Consider the following 19,707-nt stretch of genomic DNA (forward strand, 5'->3'; position numbering starts at 1 on the left):
ACTGCCATCGTGACATTTGATATAGTTGGACGGAAGATATTCTGGGAATTGAGCAATTTCCATCTGTCCTTCCAGCTGATTTTCTGCTGTCTGTACTGACTCCTGCTGCCGTTTTTCCTCCTCAGCCCTCACATGCTCCATAATTCCAGTAGGTGCGGTGTCATGGAGCTTTGCCGACGTTTTTGGTGTTTCTGGCGCTGTCTCCTCTTGCGGTCCCTGCTTTGAGCGGCTTGGCAGTTTTTCTGGTTCTCTGGCCTTCGTCACTTTGGATACTTTCCGTTCTTTCTTCTTCTCCGGCTCTTCTGTCGGTTGCACCGGTGCAACTTCAGGTTTTTTCTCCGGCTCCGGATCCGCGTGGCTGGAACAATACTCCTCTACCGCCTGGATCAGTGCGTCCCAGGAATACTTTTCCTTACTGTCGCTCCGGACGTTGATCACTGCGATTTCTGTGTCCAATCCCTTGATTGACAACATCAATCTTCCTACTCCTTTGATCCGTATAGAGTGCATTGCTTCACCGGCCGGAGCCATGATCTCCTGGATCAATGCTTCCTTCCTGTTGGATTTCAACGCCTGACGGATCTTGATGCGCATATACAGATCACCTTCTAGGAGCTGATCCACTACCTGGTGCAGAATGTCCGGTTCCTGCTGCCCATCGGTCTCCTTTGTAGTCTCTGCCTGTTCCGCAATAATTTCCAGGTCAGACACTTTACTTTCTGCATCCAGCTCTTCTCTCACTGCCTGGATCTCGGTTTTGCTGAAAGTCGGCGTCAGCTCCTCAATAATCGTGTCCGGAATGTCCAGCATGAGTACCAGTTTTGCATATCCAAATCCCTGATACTGCTTGCAAAGTTTTGTCGGATCTTCGGGATCCGCAAATTTTGAATGGATGTTAATGAATCGAGATACCCTGGACTTATCCATGTTGTACTCTTTTTCAGCGAATTCCAAATATGTAGCATAGCCTGATCCCTGAAGTACATCAGTATCGCGGGCCATTTTAAAAAGATATCCGATTCTAACAAAACTCTCTGCTGCTTTGCTCATCTCGGAGTCCATTGCAACTTTTAATTCCCGGTAAGTTACCGTTTTCTTTACATCTCCGTTCTCCTGTACAATCAATCCCATTTATACTGCCTCCATAAAATCTTCTGCGAGTCCCTTCAGGACTCTCTCGTTATTAGCCTTTCTAAGTTCTTCCAGGTTTCTTTCCCTCTTGATCTTGCTCGCTGCCGCCAGTTGCCAGTCTTTGTTACGCAGGCGTTTCTTAAGTTCTCGTTGCCATTCCCGAAGAAATCCCCGAATCTCCTCAATGTTTGGCTCCTCGTCGTACATTCCTCTGTGCTGGCGGATCGTGCCGCCCGGCTCCACTTCGATCGTATAAAATGGCACATCCGGCTCTTCTTGGCGGCGTAGGAAACAGATATATGTTTCCTGATCCCGAATGCGTTCGAAATATCGATCTGTACTTCCTACACAGTGATGCAGTGCATTTCCCTCTGACATAATGTCGGGGAGGTGCTGCGGAACGATGATCTTGTACTCGGTGTTCTCATACTCATACCGTGGTGCAATCTCCTCCAGTATTTCCTCTGCACCCGGATACTTCTCCCTAAGTTCCCGTGCACGACGCTCCTTCATCTCAGCATCACGTTTCATTGCTTCGATCATCTCAATACGCCTGATGGCTTCTACAGCCTCGTTGTGGCGGCGTTTCAGCTCACGCGGCCGGTAAACCATCTCATCCGTGATGTCTTTGCCAAGCCTCTTACTCATAGACAGGTAGTCTTCCCACTGATTCAGGATTGATTTCGCAGATTTTCCTTTGTAGCTTATTTCTCGCTGCTTAAGTACATAATTCATGATCTGCTCTGGCGTCATTTGATCCTTGATGAAATATGTATACACGATTCCAAGATCTTCTGCTGACACAAAAGCCATAAATTTCTCTGAAAGTTTCTTCCCGGATTTTTCCGCCCATCTGAGCCATTCCAGTTCGATTTTTCCGCCATTCATTTCCCTTAGACGGTTAATTTTCTGCCGATCTTCCAATCCCATAACCTGCTCAATCGTAGCTCCGGACGGATTTAATTTTCCATAGTACCCACCATTGATACTGATACGCTCAGTCACTTGAGTCACCAGCTTGTAAAATCGACCTTTAAACAGATATTCTATCATCCCAATGACATCTGAATCATTTCGTGCAATCATAATTCCATTGTAATCTGCCTGTGTCCCTGCTGCTGCCATCTGTCCAAATAGCCTTGCCAGCTTTTTAAAATCCGTCTTTTCCAGTGCCTCACTCCCTTCCGGGTATAAATAGCACACACCAACTCTCTTGTTTGCCGGATCTCTCCTGTCAAATTCTTCATAATCGGAGTATTTACTATGCTGATTATAGTAAATCTGTAGTCCGCTCTTTCCGAGCGGTTTGGCTTTTTCAATGAATATCCGGAATGCTTCGGACAAATGAATTTCATACCCCCGCTCATTAAAATTGGACTGAATATCAAACTGGCGGTACACAGCCTGTCCTTCTATTGTCTCCTGGATCAGTGTCACCTGATTCCACTCCATGGTTCGTTTCCCTCGACGCTTCAAAATTAAATTTTTCCCACAGCTAGCGCAGGTAAATACCGAATTATGGCAAAGGTTCTTTCCATCTTTTTTTATCTCTAACTCCGCATTGCAGGCAGGGCACCGATATTTTCCATCTTCCCGTTTATATGTTGGATATGGATCTTTCCAAACAATTTCTGCTGCCCATGCGCGGAAATTTTTCGGAAGTTCTGGAACAGTGGACATGAGCTTTCTAAGACGTTCCTGGCGGCGGTCCTCTTTCGCCCAATTTCTGTCTCTGAGATAATTCTCCTCCAGATCACAGATTTTAAACAGGACATCATCGTCATACTGCGTTTTTTTAATTCCCAGTGCTGATCTGATAATATCTCTATCACTCTCGGTGCTCATTATGTTCCTATAATCCGTGTACCATCGCCAAGTATCTCGACTAAATACCCGAACCAATTTCTCTGCCGAATAACTTCCATCCCGAAGCAATCCATATTCTTTCGTCATAACGTTCATGAGATAGCGGCCTTTATAGTCCTGATCTATGAAGCAATCCAGTACCAGAAGATCCGGTGTCCGCGCCGCAATGACCCGCCAACCATCTCTGTCACACTTCGGGATCGGCACTGCTTGTCCCTGTTTGATTTTCATCTACACCACCTCCACAGTACGTCCATCTGGCAGCACACTATACCAGATTCCTTCTTTTCCGTTCTCGCCATCGATCTCACCGAGAGCTGCCACCTGGAACCAGCCCGGCTTTGTCTCCATGATGAGTGCCAGGATATCCCCCTTCTTTCCTCGTGCCATCGGTTTCTTTCCCCTGGCGATCACGATCCCGTCACCATTTCCCTCTGCCTTGTCTTTCTGGGCTTTTACGCGATACATATCCATCTTCCAGTCCCGTTCCGGATGGCGGACCATATACTTTATCGCTTCTTTCACGATATCCCGGCGTGTCAGTTCCTGAGTAAGTGTCAGCTGCTCACATGCGATTCTCGAGTTTGTCCCATCCTCGTCTATCGGTCCCTCTGCCTCCGCTTTAAAGATTCGGTCATCCAGGCTATAGTACCTGAGGCAATCCAGGACGTACTCACATGCGTGGAGGCCGCGGTTCCCGCACTTCGTGCTATCCGCATGGGCTGGAATCCCAAGCTCATACTGGAAGGTTCCGTGCCCCATCGTACAGGCCATGTCAGCCTTTGTTGCCTTATACACCAGCATCCTCTCCACCTCCCAGATAATATTCTTTAATCAGCTGCTTTGCCGTCCCCATGCCCGGGATTCCAAGTTTACAGCCTTTCTGCGCCCACTCTGGCAGTCCTGCTGCCTTGATGATGTCCTTATCCACGTTCTCGGCATGATCCAGTGACCACTTCACAAGCTTCCCGATACACTCCTTCAGGCTTTTGCCCTTCTTTCTCACTGCCAAGCACATCTCCGGATCTTCAACGCACTGGATCTGGATATAGTTCAGCCAGTCCACCATAATCTCTTTGGGCTGCAGCTCTGCCGTCTCGACCTTCAGTTTCCCGTTTGCCGCCATAAGCGCAGTCACAAGCTCCACCGCGTCACCATCGATGTATTCTTCTGCATCCTCTCTATCGATCCCGTTCTCTTCCGCGATCGCATAGATGGCTTCCTCGTCACCTTCCTCTAACTGCGCGGCCGCCACGCGGTTGATCTCCTCATAGGAATCAAATTCTCCGAATTTTTCAAACATCTCTTATTCTCCTTTCCTTCATACTGGATACTCATCCGGACAAGCCCTTCTGTCCGGTTCACTCTGCACATGACGCGCCCGTTCTGGCGCTGCAAATCCCTAATATGCACCGCAGCATGTCCACCCATGCGATTGATCAGCGCATAGATGTATCTGCTCGCTTCTTCCCTTGCGGACCGCTCCCTCTGTACTTCCCGAAGTGCTTTCTCCAGCGCCCGCTCAAGAGTCCGGATCTTTTTCTGGTAATACCCTTTCATGCTATCTCCTTCTCTTTATCCATATTTTTCTTCTGCATCCCACACGGTCTTTTTGCTGATCGATGCATAACAGGTTAGCAGTGTCTGCACATTCTGATGTCCGAACTTCTGGGCGATCAGTTCCGCCGGCATTCCGCGGTTGATGAGGTCCGTTCCCCGTGTCCTGCGGTACACATGCGGAGTCAACTTGACGTTCCCCAGGTGCGGATCGCGCGCTTTGATGGTCCGCAAGAGCGCCCGGATCCCGTAGGCAGACATGCGCTTATGCGGAGCATGAGCGCTTACAAACAATGCCTCCTCGAAATCGGTCCTTTCTGCAAGATACCGTGCCAGGTGGACACCGCACTCCGCCGAGAACATGATCTCGCGTTCTTTCCGTCCTTTTCCGTAACATCTCGCTCTCCTGCTACGGAAATCTATATCCTGCCGTTTCAGTGCTACAAGCTCTGATACACGGATCCCGGAACTGTACAGAAGATCTACAAGGGCAATCTCCCGTTCTGTCCGGCAGGCACTCCGGACCAGTTCTCTCTGTTCCGGAGTCAGAACCGACTGCATCACATGCGCAGTCTTTGTGTCCTTGATCTTCTTACACGGGTTCTCTGCGATCAGATCATTCTCGTAGCAATAGCCGAAAAAACTCCGGAGTACGCGGAGACGGAGATTATATGTCGCATCCGACCATGGCTTTATGGGTTTCCCACGCTGCTTTCCGAGTTTTCCTCTGGCAAGATGCGTCTTGATATCTTTCTCCTGGATGTCCCCGAGTGATTTCGGAACATCAACGAGAAACTTTTTCAGGTTGTACGCATAGGATCTCATCGTTTTCTCCGTGCATCCCTGCAACCGCAGTTCCATGCACCAACACTCAACCGCCTCGGCAAGCTCATCCCCGGATGCACTGAGTTCCGTACACTCTTCTTCCAACGTGTAGCCAGACAGATTCATGTACAGGATCGACTGGATATCGACTGCTTTCTCATATCCGGTCAGCTGAATAATATTATCTGTAATCTCGTTTACGAGACTGTTCATGCTCTTTTTCATGTCCGCTCCTTTCTCCACCGGCACGCGGCCGGTGGCTGGTGCTATGTGAACGGGTTGCCTGTGACATCCCCGAAGGAGGGCATTTTCTTTCCCAGTCTTTCTCGCTGGGATTCAGTTTGACCATCACGTACCTCTGATATGGATACCCGAAGATATCCCTGCCGTTATATACGCTCTCCGGCAATATGTAATACCCCTTATGCGGTTTCGGATCCCGCCGCCATTTCTTCGCCGGCCGTTCGGTCACCTTCTTCTCCGGCCGCACAAGATTCCGGGAACAGGAGTACCGCTGACCCACAGCACTGTCCTCCCTCCGGAATGTCCGGTCCGTCTCTTTGATGAGGTAATCTGCCAGCTGACTGTACTCTCCGGTATCGTAGAGTTGGACAAACTTCGGATTCCCGCGGATCCCGTCCTTCCCCCGCCGCTCCGTCCAGAGCTTCCGGATCATGTCGGCCGTTGTCTCTGTCCCGGTATTGATATTGTTGATCACCAGATGATGATGGATGTGCTTTGCCAGATATTCTGTCGCAACGATGTATTTGAGTTCCTGCCCGTGCTTCCGATACCGTCCCCGCATCCGATCCAGGAAGTTCTTCAGTTCTTTCCGTGCTTTCTCCGGAGACGGCCGGATCTCTTTCCGATACGTCAGGACCACATGGAGATCACCAGGTCGGAAATTCGCATTCATCAATCGTTCCAGTTCTCTCGTTGCCTGCCTCCGGTTTGCTTCCCTGATCTCTTCCTTCGTCTTCTTCCGGATGGGGATCTCCCTGTCTGCCCCCTTCCGGTATCCCTTCGGATAGCAGTTGATGATCTCCTTTGTTGCCCCTGCCTTATACTCAATGTGTTCAAACATAAATGCTCCTAAAGTTAGTCCCTTTATCAAGTCCGAAAAGACTGATAAATTCTTGCTTTTTCGGGGCTTCTGTGCTACACTGAGTTAAGAGTTATTTTTGTGCAGCACATGCACCCTGGAGCCGTTCCCGCGGCTCCTTTTTTTATTCCATGAGTGCCTCCGCGATCGGTCCGGAGATCACGAATGTGATCATCACCGCGCCGACCACGCTGAAATCCGGTCGTTTCGTCGCAGCTAGGATCGTGACCCCGATCCCCAGCGCCATCATCATCAGGATGCACATGACCACCGCATACCGGAGCAGTGTCCCTCCTGCTGCCAGGAGGGCACGGATCCGGCGGCGGTTTCTCCGCTCTCTTGCCCGCTCAAAGCGGCCTTTTCCGGTTTCTACGATCACGCAATAGCATTTCCCCATGTTTTCCTCCACCTTTCACAGTATTTTTCCTGTTCTGCCTTCTGGATCCGGATCTTTAACGCGCAGGTGTCACAGATCCGCTCTTCACCCGCGTCCACGTAAATCCGTGTTCCGCATTTATCACACTTGTATCCGGTCATTTCTTCTCTTTCTCCCACTCGATGTCATACAGGCGGCTGAGTTCCATCTGATACCGGTATGCTATCGTATTCTCCCTACTCAGATACTTGATCTCTCCCACGGCTCCTCCGGTTTTCACGCGATCCCACGTATCGATCTCTTTCGCAAGCTCCTGGATCTCTGAAAGCAGCTTAGCCATGGCATTGATCCTGGCCTGCATCTCTATTTCTTTTCTCGTCATGGTTTACCCTCTCCTTATCCTGCCGCACTTTCCTTATCTTTGAACGACACTTTATCCCGCTTTTCTATAAGCACTCTCATCAGCGCTTTATACACCGGATGATCTGGCGGGATGATCACGCCTTCCATGCTGTCTCTTACAGTCCCATCGAGCATGACATTTTTTATCTTCATGTTATGCCCCCTTCTCTTCCTTATCCAGGATCCCGCGCATCTCCATCCCGGCCATGTACGCGATCGCCAGTGCACGTTTACTCTCCGGCAGTGTTCTTAAAACATGCATTGCCTTATCCACAGACTGTTTTTTGTTTTCCATTGTTGTTGTGTCTGTCATAGAACCGCTCCTTTCTATTGTCCTTGTTGTTCTTTTCCTATATAATGAGAACCATCACCCTAAAGGAGGAATCATCATGCTGTCCAATTTCCAATATGATATTATTAAAAGGGTTGAGCAGAATCCTTTTATCAGTGTTGAAGATCTGTCAAATCAAATGGCTTGCAAGGAATGCAATCGATTCGAAAATGCTGTTCAGGAACTCCTTCATCAAGAAATTCTTATCATAACCCCAGAACAGAATTTAAAATCTTACTGGAAGTCATATCATATTACTTCGAAATGCAAGCCAATGTATGAAACCTGCTTTCATTTGTTTCTCTCCGAACACGGCCATGCTGTGAATGATGAGCATACCGACATTCTGAAAAAAGGATTCTGGACCCGTGTCATTGCCTGGCTCTCTCTCATCTGCTCCATCGGCTCTTTAATTCTTCAAATACACCCCTACGTCTGTGACGTTCTGCTGCTGAAGGGCTAAAGTTTTGAACCATTGGGTGGGTCTGACGGTAACGATCAAGCTGATCCGTTGTCATAATCAGATGCTCTTTTTCTTCATCCGTCAGATCCACTTCCTTGCTCAATGTATTGATTGACAAAATCAGGGTTCCCAGAGCCACCTCCTGTTCTGATCGTTCAAACTCTTCTGTCCATGGCATATTCGGTATCCGTACGATGTATTTGTTCACTGCAATATCCTTGATCATCTGATTAAGATATACCAGGTGTACTTCTCGCACCTCTTTCGCAAAGGACTCTGCTTTTACTTCCATTTTCTTGTCCATCTCTCCGCTCCTTTCTTGTTTCTATGCCACTATTATATGTGGCTATGCACCGTATGTCAAGCATATTTTTGTGGCATTGCAACTTTTTATTGACTATGCCACAATTTGATGTTATATTAGCTTCAAGGGAGGTGAGAAAATTCAATGCACGAACGTATAAAAGAAATAAGAAAATATCTGAATCTAACGCAACAGGGATTTGCTGATAAGCTTGGAGTCGCACGCAATAATATTGCCGGTTATGAAACCGGGAAACGATCTCCTAGTGATGCTGTAATTTCTTTAATATGTACAAAGTTTGGGGTAAACGAAGATTGGCTCCGAACCGGCGCCGGTGATATGTTCCTTCCGGATCCGGACAACGAACTGGATGCCTTCGCCAGAAAATATAATGTGACAGGTCTGGAACGAATATTCCTTGAGAAATATCTCAAACTCAAACAGTCTGAACGAGATGCTGTGGTACGTTTTATGTTGGAAATTGCTGAAGAAGCAGTTGATTATTCACATGGAGATCTGTTCTCCGATATCCCGGACACCCCGGAGGAACTGGAAACCCAGTATCCGCCGGTTCATCCCGGAAAAACTGGCTGACACCCGCGTTTCATCATTTCAGTATGATCAGAACCAGCTTTCCACGAAAGTTACGGTTTATGTACAACGTACAGTTTTCTCTATAATAGATGGCATAGATCCTCCTGTTTCGATGGTATATATACTTTCGTATCATGGCAACATGCGGGTGCCATCCTATTATAGCGGCTGATCAGCTCTGATTTTCTGGGAAATGCTGGGAATTCTAAATAAAGGGGGATCATATTGCAAAGCTTTGTGAAAAATTTTATGGAATTCTCATATTCTTTGGTAGTGTATATGACTATTCCTTTTTTACTTAAAACCTTCTTTGAAAAGATTCCATCATGGCACATTTGGAAAATATGCATTGCAAATTCAGTGATTGGGTTCTTTTATTTTGTTTTTGATGCATCCATTCGCGGAGGAGTTTCCTCGATTGAAGCCGCGATAGGATGGGGAATTGTTTCTTATATCTACCTAAAAGGATCTTATAAAGAAATGTTCGGTCATCAAAAGGCCCACTTAGAAGAGTTGGAACAGAGACTCTTTAATTCCAACAGAGAAAACTCTGTTTTAAAAGCTGAAATTCAAGATTTGAATCAGGAAATCCGTCAATCTTTATCAACGGTCAATCAACTGAATCAGGAAATTGCTGTTCTAAACAAAGATATCCTTTATGGAAATGGACGCCCACACTCAGAAATTGTCATAGACTACAGGTCTAAGTTTTTTACAAATGACGATTATATCCAAAAAGCTAAACTTTACTCAAAAACAGCTTCCGAATTCTGGGTGGTTGATATTCCGCATAAAAAGACTTTTGTCTATACCCTCGGGGAAGAAATCACCGTCCGTGAAGTTCCCTTTGGATGGAAAATCAATGAGGACAGTTTGTATGGATATTGTCAGATTTTCATCTATGGATTGACTAATTCAGAACATGATGCACTTGAGGATCACCCTGTGCCGTAAGTGTTTACGAAGAATGTTGTATGGAATTTGGTTTTAAGAAATTAGAATTCGTGCCGGTTGCACCGGTGCAACTCATCATTTTGTTGGCATCAACAAAATGATCACAACCTGAAAATGCAAAAACCGCTCGGTATTGGCGTACCGAACGGTTTTGCAAAGACCTTTCTCTTGCTGGATTGCTCCAGAAGATATAATATCTTAATCAGATAGTTTGAATTATATCATTTTTGGAGCATCCTGGCAAGGGTGTATTTTTTATACCCATTTTTAGGAGGTTTCTTATGAAAAAAGTCGCTATCTATGTTAGAGTATCCACACAGGAGCAAGCAGTTGAGGGTCACTCCATTGCAGAACAGATCGACAGACTGACGAAATATTGTGAAGCTCATTCCTGGAGGATTTATAGAGTATATACAGATCCTGGATTCTCCGGCGGAAATATAAACCGGCCCTCTCTTCAAGATCTGTTTTATGATTGCAAACGTCAATGCTTTGATACTGTACTGGTATACAAACTGGACCGGTTATCACGTTCTCAGAAAGACACACTCTACATCATTGAGGATATTTTCCTCGCAAACCATGTTGATTTCATCTCTATGTCGGAAAATTTTGATACTAGTACCCCATTTGGGCGGGCCATGATTGGAATTCTGAGTGTATTTGCACAGTTGGAACGTGAACAGATCAAAGAGCGAATGGCCATGGGGCGCGAAGGACGGGCAAAGCAAGGAAAATGGCACGGTAGTGGAAATACTCCCATTGGTTACGATTTTGTTAATGGTTGCCTCGTTCCAAATGAATATGAAGCCATACAAGTTAAGAGGATTTTTGACTTGTCCGTCCGCGGATATTCTTATTCCGCTATTGCCCGGGCCATGTCTGGATATACTACCAAGTATGGACCTTATAAAATTGGGAATAATACAATTTCCACGATTCTTCGAAACCCCATCTATATCGGTAAAATCAAGACCCTTACCGGATATATCGATGGAATTCATGAGCCTCTTATTGATGAAGTCACATTCAATGAAGCACAAAAAAAGGTTGCAGAAATTTCCGAACAATATCAAAAACTGCAGACCGGTCATTATGGACAGTATCTCCTGTCTGGCCTGTGCCATTGTGCCTCCTGCGGATCCACATACTCTACACATTGTTGCGGAACCCCAAAGCACCGCTATAAATATTATAAATGTCATAATCGTGCATATAGCTGGCGTAATGGAACTAAAAAATGTTTATCTCCAAACATACGCGTCGAGACACTCGACAGCGCTGTCTTGGATGAAGTCCGTCATTTGCAACTAGATCCTGCTTATTTTGATCAAGTTTCCAGCTCTTCTACTCTGGATTCTTCATCTCTTATCGATACTCTGAACAAACGAATGGACAATATTCAAAAGCAGATTGGCCGCACAATCAAATTATATTCGCTTAGTTCGATTGACGAAAGCGATATAGAAAATCAGCTACAGGCTCTCTATTCGGAGAAAGATTCTCTTTCACGCAAAATAGAAAAGGCTGCAGCTGATCGAAAAGATACTGATAATATAAAAAATATTCTATCCATGTCCAATATCGATGAACTGGATGATACCGAAAAGCGAAACCTCGTCCGCTTGTTGATCGATCATATACTAATCAATCCAAACGGAGATTTTGAGATTTATTGGAGTTTTTAATTTATGAGTAAATATCGTCTATTGCTTTAGAGGAACCATCCCCGCATCCCCGGCACTCCTGGCCGGAGGCTCACCGCGTACTCTCGCCAACACCACCCACCAAGCACATACACCAAAAGCACGCCTTGCATCCAGATCCTCTCTGCATGCAAAACGTGCATTTTTCATCTTATTTTATTTTTTACTCTCCCCGGATTTTCTCCATATCATAATCCGGTGCCATTTCACAACGGCTTCCTATATCTCCTTCAGCCGCTCTTCCTCCCCTTTTTCCTAAAACCCAAAATACATCTCCCGCAGCCCCCGATTCGCCAGAACCGCCAAATACCGCTTCATCCGCATCCGTCCTACATTGTGCGTCACATTATAACTGTTAAGATCCCAGCTCCCGGACAATTTCTCTATGATCCTTCCATCCTCACGGTTTTCCTGATCCAGCTCTTCCAAAAGCTTCAATGCAGCCCGGTACTCCCTGCGGCTGCCATTCTGGAGAAAATCATAAAACATCTCCTGAAACGGAAATACCCGTTTGTAAAACTCATTGATCTGCTCGAGAAGCCCGAAAAAATACTCCAAAAAGTCCACATGCTCCGTTTCCTGCACTTCCAGCAGCTTCCGATACCGTTCCCCGAGCTTCCTCAGCCACTGGTCCGTCTCCTCCGGGATCTCCACCTCATCGGATCCATCCCACCAGTACAGGCGGTCCGCATCGCTGATGTAATAATTCGGCCTTCCCTTGAGTTCCTTTTGAGTATCAAAAAAAGCAAGAAAGCCATCCTGACGCAGAAAATCGCTCGTTCTCAAAGGCGCTGCCGGCTCCCTGCGTTTTTTCTCCCGAAACTTCAGTATCTCCGGTGCCGCATAAACCTTCCGCGTTTCATCATGATAAACATGTTCCCGCAGTTTCGCCCACTCTTTCCAGAATTCTCGCCCCATGAGTTCCGCTGTCAGAAACACGATTACTCTTGCCGGAAGAAACTCCGTATATCCCGCGATCTCCTTCCATGCAGGATCCGTCACCGCCTCTCTCTCTTTCCGCTCCATCTTTACAAGCGCCCACAGATCATCGATCCCGCTCTCTCCTTTTTTCTCAAAATACTTCCTGAGCGCCATCTTGCAGTGATAAACTTCCGCCGGATACGTTCCATCCGGCTCTTTTCCGCATAAACATTCAGTTCCATTGGCGATATAGATAAGATCAGCCAGGTCTGTTCCACCCGCCGCAAACCGAAGTCCCTCGGGGATCAGCTCCATGATCTTCCGGACATCAGGCGCATCGTAATCGCCATCCGCAGACTCCAGTCCCAATTTTTCGCCCAGCTCCCACACCCGATCCAGGCGCTTTTCTCTCGTAAACTCCGTTTTCAGGATCTGGTTCAGCCATCCGACCGCCTCTCCACCATCAAGAATATCGCCATCGACCATCGCCGCCCCCGCTTCATCCGAATAGAGTTCATACAGCATATAAGCCGCCGCCATCACATCGAGAAATTCATTACTGCCGACCTTTCCTGACCACAGACGATTTCCCTTTTCATCATACTCCACCGTCTCCCAGGCATCGTCCTGAAAGTAATTGTAACGGAAACGCACTTCCTTTCCATACGTCTTTTTCACCGGGCAGAGCAGAGAAATCTCATGTCCATACAGCTTCACGTCATCAAACGACATCATGCCGCCGTAATAAAACACCTTCATCATCTGCTCTGTAAACAGTTCCCTCTTATCGTCCGGAACCGCCATTCTTCCTTTATAACCCATAAATGTTCCCATTTTTTCACCCTTTCGCAGCTGTTCACGTTTCCATAGTTACAGGCCGAATTTCTGCCATTGTTGACGTGCGTTCTGCTTACCTGTGATTTCACCGTCCGTACATGAAACCCGCAGATCCAGTGAACAGCCGTCGCCTTTCTCAGAATCTGAACGTATCCTGCCTTAATGTTTCATTCATCATGAGCGACCAGAATGCAGCCATGATCGTGCGGCAATAGTAGTCACGCTCTCTGACAAGGATCTGCTCCGTTACCAGTTCCGGAGGCAGCTCCTGGAAATATTCCTGATACGCATTCATATATTTCCGAAACGCCAGCAATGCTTTCTGCCAACGCACATCATCCCTGTTCTTCTGAACGATCTCCACTGCCTCTTCGCTCACATAACGACAGTTCCATACATGTTCCATCTCCCACAGGATCTGTCCAGCAGCACGCTCCGCATCAAACTCTTCCGGCACCTGAATTTCCAGGACCTCTTCTTTCCACTCTGCGATCTGTCCCAGAAGCTTTTTGGAGAGATGTCCGGCTCCAAATTCCAGAAATTCATCTTCATTATCGCGCCGGTATATCTGATAAAGCTCTCTTCTTTTTCTATGTTCCGATGAATTGCTGAGATCATCATGGTACATTTTCGTCTTTGTCCGGTAGCCCTTCGTCTGAAGACTAAACCATAGTTCCCAGAAAGGAATGTCAGCCGCTTCCGCATATGCAGAAACAAGGTAGGTACATGGAGCACGGAGTGATATTTCGGCAATGATCCCGAATGTTCCGTCTTGTTCTGCCATTTTCCGGCGTTCCGGAAGTTCCGAAGAGATCAGCTCCCTGTAAAAATCCCGAAGCACTTCATCGGATCCGTCCGCCAGGTATTCCTTGATTTCTTTTACGAGGTAATCTTCCAGATCAACTAAGGTTGCATCCTTAATCTCACTTTTTGTTCCACAAAACGGATTCTTCTGTCTCTCCTCACTGGGCATGAATTTTACATGTAACAGTTCTATGATATCGTCCGTCGTAAACGGGATCGTATCATCCCATATCCTGTTCCATAATTTATATTCATCCACATCCCGGTACTCGTCCCTCTGCTTCAGGAATGCCAGAACATCCAGGATCCTTCCCCTGTGAGGAAAGTCCAGCTTTACCCCAGTCATGTCCTCGATCATCGCAGCGTAACTTCCAACCGGACATAATGTATCATCACTCATCAGGAAACACGGTGTCTCCGAATACGCTTCCTGCATGATCAAAATGCTGTTCATGGCAACGCCGAATTCATCCCATCCACGGTCCGGACAGATCAGTTGACATGTTTTCGTGTTATAACTGTCACCTTCCCGGACCCTCTTCTCGAACATGGAATAATTAAACCTTACGATTCCATCTTCATCTGCCTCCGGCTTTTTTAACACCGTGATCTCCCTGCCCCCGACCATTCGCTTTTCCGTCTGCCTGATCCCGAACACATCCAGAACCTTTTCTACATTCCTGTTGAACTCTTCCCGTTTCTCCTCCGGAATAGAAATGGTCCCGACAATCTTATATTTATCGTCTGCGTACATACTCGTTCCTTTCTGCTTGTCAGCGCTTCCCCTGCCTCCTGCTTTCACAGCCAGAATCCATCAGAGCTTTCAATTTGATCCTGCTTTTATTCTAACAGAGACAACAAAAAACTTCTTCAACCGTTGATTTAAAATGTATGAAAATTTTATGTTGCTGTTATCCTCTTTTGAACTCTCTGTCTTTATGTTTTTATTTTACGATAGCCAGTTCACGATTTTTGTACACTTGCAATCTTACGAATAGAAAAAGACCAGAGGACTTTCTTGTTCAAAAAGAAAGTTCTCTGGTCTGTTCATCTCCGGCAACTATGCCCTGAGTGGGGCGACCTTCATTTCTACTGGCTTGGAACACTCAAAGGAACTCAGGAAGATATCCTGTGTCAATGCCCTGAATGGGGCGACCTCCATTTCTACCGTCATATTCGTCCTTCTTGCAGCACTAACAGTATGTTGTGTCAATGCCCTGAATGGGGCGACCTCCATTTCTACTCGATATCATCAATGTGATCACAGACCGTCTTATTGTGTCAATGCCCTGAATGGGGCGACCTCCATTTCTACACACCGGAGCGGAAGATTTCGTGGAAGGTTCTTGGATGTGTCAATGCCCTGAATGGGGCGACCTCCATTTCTACTAAGCGAAATCAGAGTGTATCGTTATGCAAAACCGGGTGTCAATGCCCTGAATGGGGCGACCTCCATTTCTACGGAAACGGAACTGGCCGTGATTGAGAAAAATGAAATGTGTCAATGCCCTGAATGGGGCGACCTCCATTTCTACGAAGATCTTCAGAGTGAGCTTGAATATGTCATGGAGTGTGTCAATGCCCTGAATGGGGCGACCTCCATTTCTACACTTGCCTCTGGGAACCCGCATAAATAAAGGCTTTGCGGACCCGTTTTTGCAAGTATTTTCCAGAATATTCTGAAAAAGGTGTTTTTGAAGGTGATTTTTGGCATGTTCACAGTTTGTTCATATTTGTCGCAGAAACAAAGCTAATTTCTCGCTTTCAGCTGCCCCCATTATAACAGACTTCTTCAGGTTCCACAAGCAGATTATTTCCCATTATTGTGACCATTATTTGCGATCCCACCAGCCCCCAGCGGTGAGCTTCCGGACAGGAGTGCATGATCCGGGGATCTGGCTTCCTCTTAGCTCGCGGGTGACTGCGTTAGAAAATCGATGACACTTGTCTGAGCGCAGCGAGTTGTATCGTCGATTTTCTGCCCTTAGCAGTCTCCCGGGAGGTTAGAGGAACCATCCCCGCATCCCCGGCACTCCTGGCCGGAAACTCACCGCGTACTCTCGCCAACACCCCAAGCAAGCACATACACAAAAAACGCACGCCCTGCATACCGATCCTCCCTGCATGCAAAACGTGCGTTTTCTAATCCAATCTCTATTACTCGTTCTTCAGATCCTCTTTCAGCTTACTAAAGAACCCTTTCTTCTTCCCTTCCTCCGGCGCAATTCCCTTCATCGCGTCATCAAACCGCTTCAGAGCCTCCTTCTGCTCCTCATTCAGCTTCTCCGGGACCGTAACAACAAGCGTTACATAATGATCACCGCGGATATTCTTATTTCTCAGGGACGGAACACCCTTACCGCGGAGACGTACCTTCGTGTCGGTCTGAGTTCCCGGTTTTACCTCGTACTCAACCTCACCGTCAACGGTCTTGATCTTGATCGGACCGCCGAGAGCTGCCGTTGCGAAAGAAATCGGTACAGTCGAGAAGATGGAAGTCTCCTGACGCATGAATACCGGGCTTCTGGATACAGTAACCTCAACGAGAAGGTCTCCTCTCTCGCCGCCGTTCGTACCCGGCTCACCCTTCCCGGCGATACGGATACTCTGTCCGTTATCGATACCGGCCGGGATCTTAACCTGGATCTTCTTCTTGCTGGAGATATATCCGGTACCGTAGCAATCCGGGCATTTCTCCTTGACAACCTTACCGGTACCGCGGCAGTCCGGACATGTCTGGACATTCTGTACCTGGCCAAAGAACGACTGCTGTGTATAGACGATCTTACCCTTACCGTTACATTTCGGACAGGTGATCGGGGATGTACCAGGCTTTGCGCCGGTTCCGTGACACTTCGGACACTCATCCTTCAGGGTAAGCTCGATCTCCTTCTCACATCCGAAGATCGCCTCCTCAAACGTGATACGGACACCCGTTCTCAAGTTTGCTCCGCGCATCGGACCATTGCTGCTTCTTCCGTATGCGGAACGTCCACCAAAGAAATCTCCGAAGATATCTCCGAAAATGTCTCCCATATCGGCTCCGTTAAAGTCGAATCCGCCGTATCCGGCTCCGCCTGCACCTCCGTCGAAAGCCGCATGACCGAACTGGTCGTACTTCTTTCTCTTTTCCGGATCACTTAAGACACTGTATGCCTCGGAAGCTTCCTTGAACTTTGCCTCCGCCTCTTTGTCTCCCGGGTTTGCGTCCGGATGATATTTCTTTGCAAGAACTCGATATGCTTTCTTTAACGCCGCTTCGTCCGCATCTTTCGGCACGCCGAGGACTTCGTAATAATCTCTCTTGGTCTCTGCCATTGCTTTCTTTACCTTTCTTGTTAATGAACGGTACCACGTACCTTTTGCGGAATTCTGCCGCCGGAAGATCTGCCTTCACACGCCGTAACCAGATAACGCCAGAACCCATTCCAGACATCACGGTTTTATCTTCTGCCGTGATAAATTTTCTCCGGATCATTCGTCCGGAAACAAGGCAGCCGAAAGAACGCCCTTTTGCGGGCGTCCTTCCGGATCTGCTTTGCCTGACAGACTATTTTCAGTCTGTCAATTTATTTTTCGTCTTAGACCTCTTTGTAGTCTCCGTCAACGACATCATCGCCGTAGCCTGCCTGGCTTGCGCTCTGACCTGCCTGCGGACCAGCCTGACCCTGGGCACCTGCTGCGCCCTGAGCTGCCTGAGCCTGCTCATAAACCTTGGAGAATAACTTCTGGGCACTGTTCATGAGTTTCTCTTTCGCTGCCTTGATCTCATCGACCTGAGCATCTGTCATCTGATCTGCCGGAGCTTTTGCGATTGCTTCCTTGAGGGCATTTAAGTCAGCCTCAACAGCAGTCTTGTCGTTTGCATCGATCTTGTCGCCAACTTCCTCGAGAGCTTTCTCTGTCTGGAATACCATGGAGTCAGCTTCGTTTCTCGCATCAATCGCTTCTTTTCTCTTCTTATCCTCAGCCTCGTAAGCTGCAGCTTCCTTAACAGCCTTATCGATATCATCCTTGGACATGTTGGAACCGGATGTGATCGTGATGTGCTGCTCTTTGCCTGTTCCAAGATCCTTAGCGGATACATTTACGATACCGTTTGCATCGATATCGAATGTAACTTCGATCTGCGGAACACCTCTTCTTGCCGGAAGGATACCATCAAGACGGAACTGGCCAAGAGTCTTGTTGTCCTTTGCGAACTCACGCTCACCCTGTACAACGTGGATATCTACAGCTGTCTGGTTATCAGCGGCTGTGGAGAAGATCTGGCTCTTTCTTGTCGGGATGGTTGTATTTCTCTCAATCAGCTTTGTTGCTACGCCGCCCATGGTCTCGATTGCAAGGGAAAGCGGAGTAACATCGAGAAGAAGGATGTCGCCGGCACCAGCATCGCCTGCTAACTTACCACCCTGGATCGCTGCACCGATGGCTACGCACTCATCCGGGTTTAAGGACTTACTCGGCTCTTTGCCTGTTAACTGTTTTACCTTCTCCTGTGCGGAAAGCATACGTGTGGAACCACCTACAAGGAGAACCTTGGAAAGATCTGCTGCTGTTAAGCCGGCATCTCTTAATGCATTCTGTACTGGGATCGCTGTTCTCTCGATGAGGTCGCTTGTGAGCTCATCGAATTTTGCTCTTGTAAGGTTCATATCTAAGTGCTTCGGGCCATCAGCAGTTGCTGTGATGAACGGAAGGTTGATATTTGTTGTTGTTGCGGAAGAGAGTTCCTTCTTTGCTTTCTCAGCAGCTTCTTTTAATCTCTGAAGTGCCATCTTATCACCGGAAAGATCTACGCCCTCTGTCTTCTTGAACTCATCGATCATCCACTGTGTGACACGGTTATCGAAATCATCACCGCCGAGGTGTGTATCACCGTTCGTCGCAAGAACTTCAATAACGCCGTCACCGATCTCGATGATGGAAACATCGAATGTACCGCCGCCGAGGTCATATACCATAATCTTCTGCTCTTTCTCGTTGTCAAGGCCATAAGCAAGGGCTGCCGCTGTCGGCTCATTGATGATACGCTTTACATCAAGACCGGCGATCTTACCTGCATCCTTTGTTGCCTGACGCTGGGCATCGTTGAAGTAAGCCGGAACTGTGATAACAGCTTCTGTTACCTTCTCACCGAGGTAGCTTTCAGCATCTGCTTTTAACTTCTGAAGGATCATCGCGGAGATCTCCTGCGGTGTGTACTTCTTGCCGTCGATGTCTACCTTGTAGTCGGTACCCATATGTCTCTTAATGGAGGAGATGGTTCTGTCAGCGTTTGTAACTGCCTGACGCTTTGCCGGCTCACCGACAAGTCTTTCTCCTGTCTTTGTAAATGCAACGATAGACGGTGTTGTTCTGACACCTTCTGTATTAGCGATAACTGTTGGTTTACCGCCTTCCATAACTGCTACGCAGCTGTTTGTTGTACCTAAGTCAATACCAATGATCTTGCTCATGATTTTTTCCTCCTGTTATATTTGGAATTAAGTAAATTTCAATGTTAATTTTGATACCAGATCGATCCGCACTTA

The 19,707-nt window shown here is 47.3% G+C and carries 20 protein-coding genes and 1 CRISPR repeat array; of the genes, 3 read left to right on the forward strand and 17 right to left on the reverse strand.

All coding sequences use genetic code 11. The features are described 5' to 3' along the window. From FN001_RS12780 to FN001_RS12820, 13 genes are all read right to left on the reverse strand, one after another. The coding region (locus tag FN001_RS12780; protein ID WP_142412101.1) for a hypothetical protein at positions 1 to 1,131 on the reverse strand (1,131 nt) is incomplete at its 3' end. Next, the gene (locus FN001_RS12785; RefSeq protein ID WP_142412102.1) at positions 1,132 to 3,228 is read right to left on the reverse strand and encodes a PcfJ domain-containing protein; all 2,097 of its coding nucleotides are present in this window, start codon (positions 3,226 to 3,228) and stop codon (positions 1,132 to 1,134) included. Then, entirely contained in the window at positions 3,229 to 3,801 is a 573-nt protein-coding gene (locus FN001_RS12790) for a DUF7666 domain-containing protein (protein WP_142412103.1), read from the reverse strand. After that, positions 3,788 to 4,300 (reverse strand): hypothetical protein, encoded by a 513-nt coding sequence (locus FN001_RS12795; protein ID WP_142412104.1) that lies wholly within the window; start codon positions 4,298 to 4,300, stop codon positions 3,788 to 3,790. The genes FN001_RS12790 and FN001_RS12795 overlap by 14 nt, the downstream gene beginning before the upstream one ends. Next, positions 4,234 to 4,557 carry a hypothetical protein gene (locus FN001_RS18140; RefSeq protein WP_185911930.1) on the reverse strand — a complete coding sequence of 108 codons (324 nt, stop codon included), beginning with the start codon at positions 4,555 to 4,557 and terminating at the stop codon, positions 4,234 to 4,236. The genes FN001_RS12795 and FN001_RS18140 overlap by 67 nt, the downstream gene beginning before the upstream one ends. Before the next feature lie 15 nt (positions 4,558 to 4,572). Beyond that, complete coding sequence (locus FN001_RS12800) at positions 4,573 to 5,604, reverse strand: tyrosine-type recombinase/integrase (RefSeq protein WP_142412105.1); 1,032 nt, start codon at positions 5,602 to 5,604, stop codon at positions 4,573 to 4,575. Beyond that, the gene (locus FN001_RS12805; RefSeq protein ID WP_185911931.1) at positions 5,561 to 6,463 is read right to left on the reverse strand and encodes a rolling circle replication-associated protein; all 903 of its coding nucleotides are present in this window, start codon (positions 6,461 to 6,463) and stop codon (positions 5,561 to 5,563) included. Before FN001_RS12805 ends, FN001_RS12800 begins: the two co-directional genes overlap by 44 nt. A 142-nt stretch (positions 6,464 to 6,605) precedes the next feature. Next, entirely contained in the window at positions 6,606 to 6,878 is a 273-nt protein-coding gene (locus tag FN001_RS12810; protein WP_142412106.1) for a hypothetical protein, read from the reverse strand. After that, entirely contained in the window at positions 6,857 to 7,018 is a 162-nt protein-coding gene (locus FN001_RS18145; protein WP_185911932.1) for a hypothetical protein, read from the reverse strand. Before FN001_RS18145 ends, FN001_RS12810 begins: the two co-directional genes overlap by 22 nt. Then, the gene (locus tag FN001_RS12815; protein ID WP_142412107.1) at positions 7,015 to 7,239 is read right to left on the reverse strand and encodes a hypothetical protein; all 225 of its coding nucleotides are present in this window, start codon (positions 7,237 to 7,239) and stop codon (positions 7,015 to 7,017) included. The genes FN001_RS18145 and FN001_RS12815 overlap by 4 nt, the downstream gene beginning before the upstream one ends. Positions 7,240 to 7,253: 14 nt before the next feature. Next, positions 7,254 to 7,412 carry a BOW99_gp33 family protein gene (locus FN001_RS18150; RefSeq protein ID WP_185911933.1) on the reverse strand — a complete coding sequence of 53 codons (159 nt, stop codon included), beginning with the start codon at positions 7,410 to 7,412 and terminating at the stop codon, positions 7,254 to 7,256. A 1-nt stretch (position 7,413) separates the two neighbouring features. Next, a complete protein-coding gene (locus FN001_RS18155) occupies positions 7,414 to 7,572 on the reverse strand; it encodes a phospholipase D-like domain-containing protein (protein ID WP_185911934.1) in 159 nt (52 codons plus the stop codon). 407 nt (positions 7,573 to 7,979) lie between these two features. Beyond that, positions 7,980 to 8,357 carry a hypothetical protein gene (locus tag FN001_RS12820; RefSeq protein WP_142412108.1) on the reverse strand — a complete coding sequence of 126 codons (378 nt, stop codon included), beginning with the start codon at positions 8,355 to 8,357 and terminating at the stop codon, positions 7,980 to 7,982. Positions 8,358 to 8,501: 144 nt separating this feature from the next. On the opposite strand from FN001_RS12820, the gene FN001_RS12825 reads away from it, so the two are divergent. From FN001_RS12825 to FN001_RS12835, 3 genes are all read left to right on the forward strand, one after another. Continuing rightward, a complete protein-coding gene (locus FN001_RS12825; protein ID WP_142412109.1) occupies positions 8,502 to 8,951 on the forward strand; it encodes a helix-turn-helix domain-containing protein in 450 nt (149 codons plus the stop codon). A gap of 225 nt (positions 8,952 to 9,176) precedes the next feature. Continuing rightward, positions 9,177 to 9,905, forward strand: coding sequence for a hypothetical protein (locus FN001_RS12830; protein ID WP_142412110.1), 729 nt, complete (start codon positions 9,177 to 9,179; stop codon positions 9,903 to 9,905). A gap of 281 nt (positions 9,906 to 10,186) precedes the next feature. Beyond that, positions 10,187 to 11,593: a recombinase family protein gene (locus FN001_RS12835; protein WP_142412111.1), complete on the forward strand. Its 1,407-nt coding sequence runs from the start codon at positions 10,187 to 10,189 to the stop codon at positions 11,591 to 11,593. A 273-nt stretch (positions 11,594 to 11,866) separates the two neighbouring features. On the opposite strand, the gene FN001_RS12840 is transcribed toward FN001_RS12835, so the two are convergent. The 4 genes from FN001_RS12840 to dnaK all read right to left on the reverse strand — a co-directional run bounded on the left by FN001_RS12840 (position 11,867) and on the right by dnaK (position 19,632). Further along, positions 11,867 to 13,366: a hypothetical protein gene (locus FN001_RS12840; RefSeq protein WP_142412112.1), complete on the reverse strand. Its 1,500-nt coding sequence runs from the start codon at positions 13,364 to 13,366 to the stop codon at positions 11,867 to 11,869. 139 nt (positions 13,367 to 13,505) lie between these two features. Next, the gene (locus FN001_RS12845) at positions 13,506 to 14,975 is read right to left on the reverse strand and encodes a hypothetical protein (RefSeq protein WP_142412113.1); all 1,470 of its coding nucleotides are present in this window, start codon (positions 14,973 to 14,975) and stop codon (positions 13,506 to 13,508) included. Positions 14,976 to 15,228: 253 nt separating this feature from the next. Further along, a CRISPR array of direct repeats spans positions 15,229 to 15,782; the repeat unit is 38 nt; unit sequence TGTGTCAATGCCCTGAATGGGGCGACCTCCATTTCTAC. Between the two features lie 548 nt (positions 15,783 to 16,330). After that, the gene (dnaJ, locus tag FN001_RS12850) at positions 16,331 to 17,491 is read right to left on the reverse strand and encodes a molecular chaperone DnaJ (protein ID WP_118299190.1); all 1,161 of its coding nucleotides are present in this window, start codon (positions 17,489 to 17,491) and stop codon (positions 16,331 to 16,333) included. A gap of 263 nt (positions 17,492 to 17,754) precedes the next feature. Further along, positions 17,755 to 19,632, reverse strand: a complete 1,878-nt coding sequence (gene dnaK / locus FN001_RS12855) for a molecular chaperone DnaK (RefSeq protein ID WP_118299191.1) — start codon at positions 19,630 to 19,632, stop codon at positions 17,755 to 17,757. Positions 19,633 to 19,707: the final 75 nt, after the last annotated feature.

Origin of the sequence: Clostridium sp. Marseille-P7770 (assembly GCF_902143525.1) — a bacterium.
GTDB lineage: Bacteria > Bacillota > Clostridia > Lachnospirales > Lachnospiraceae > Pilosibacter.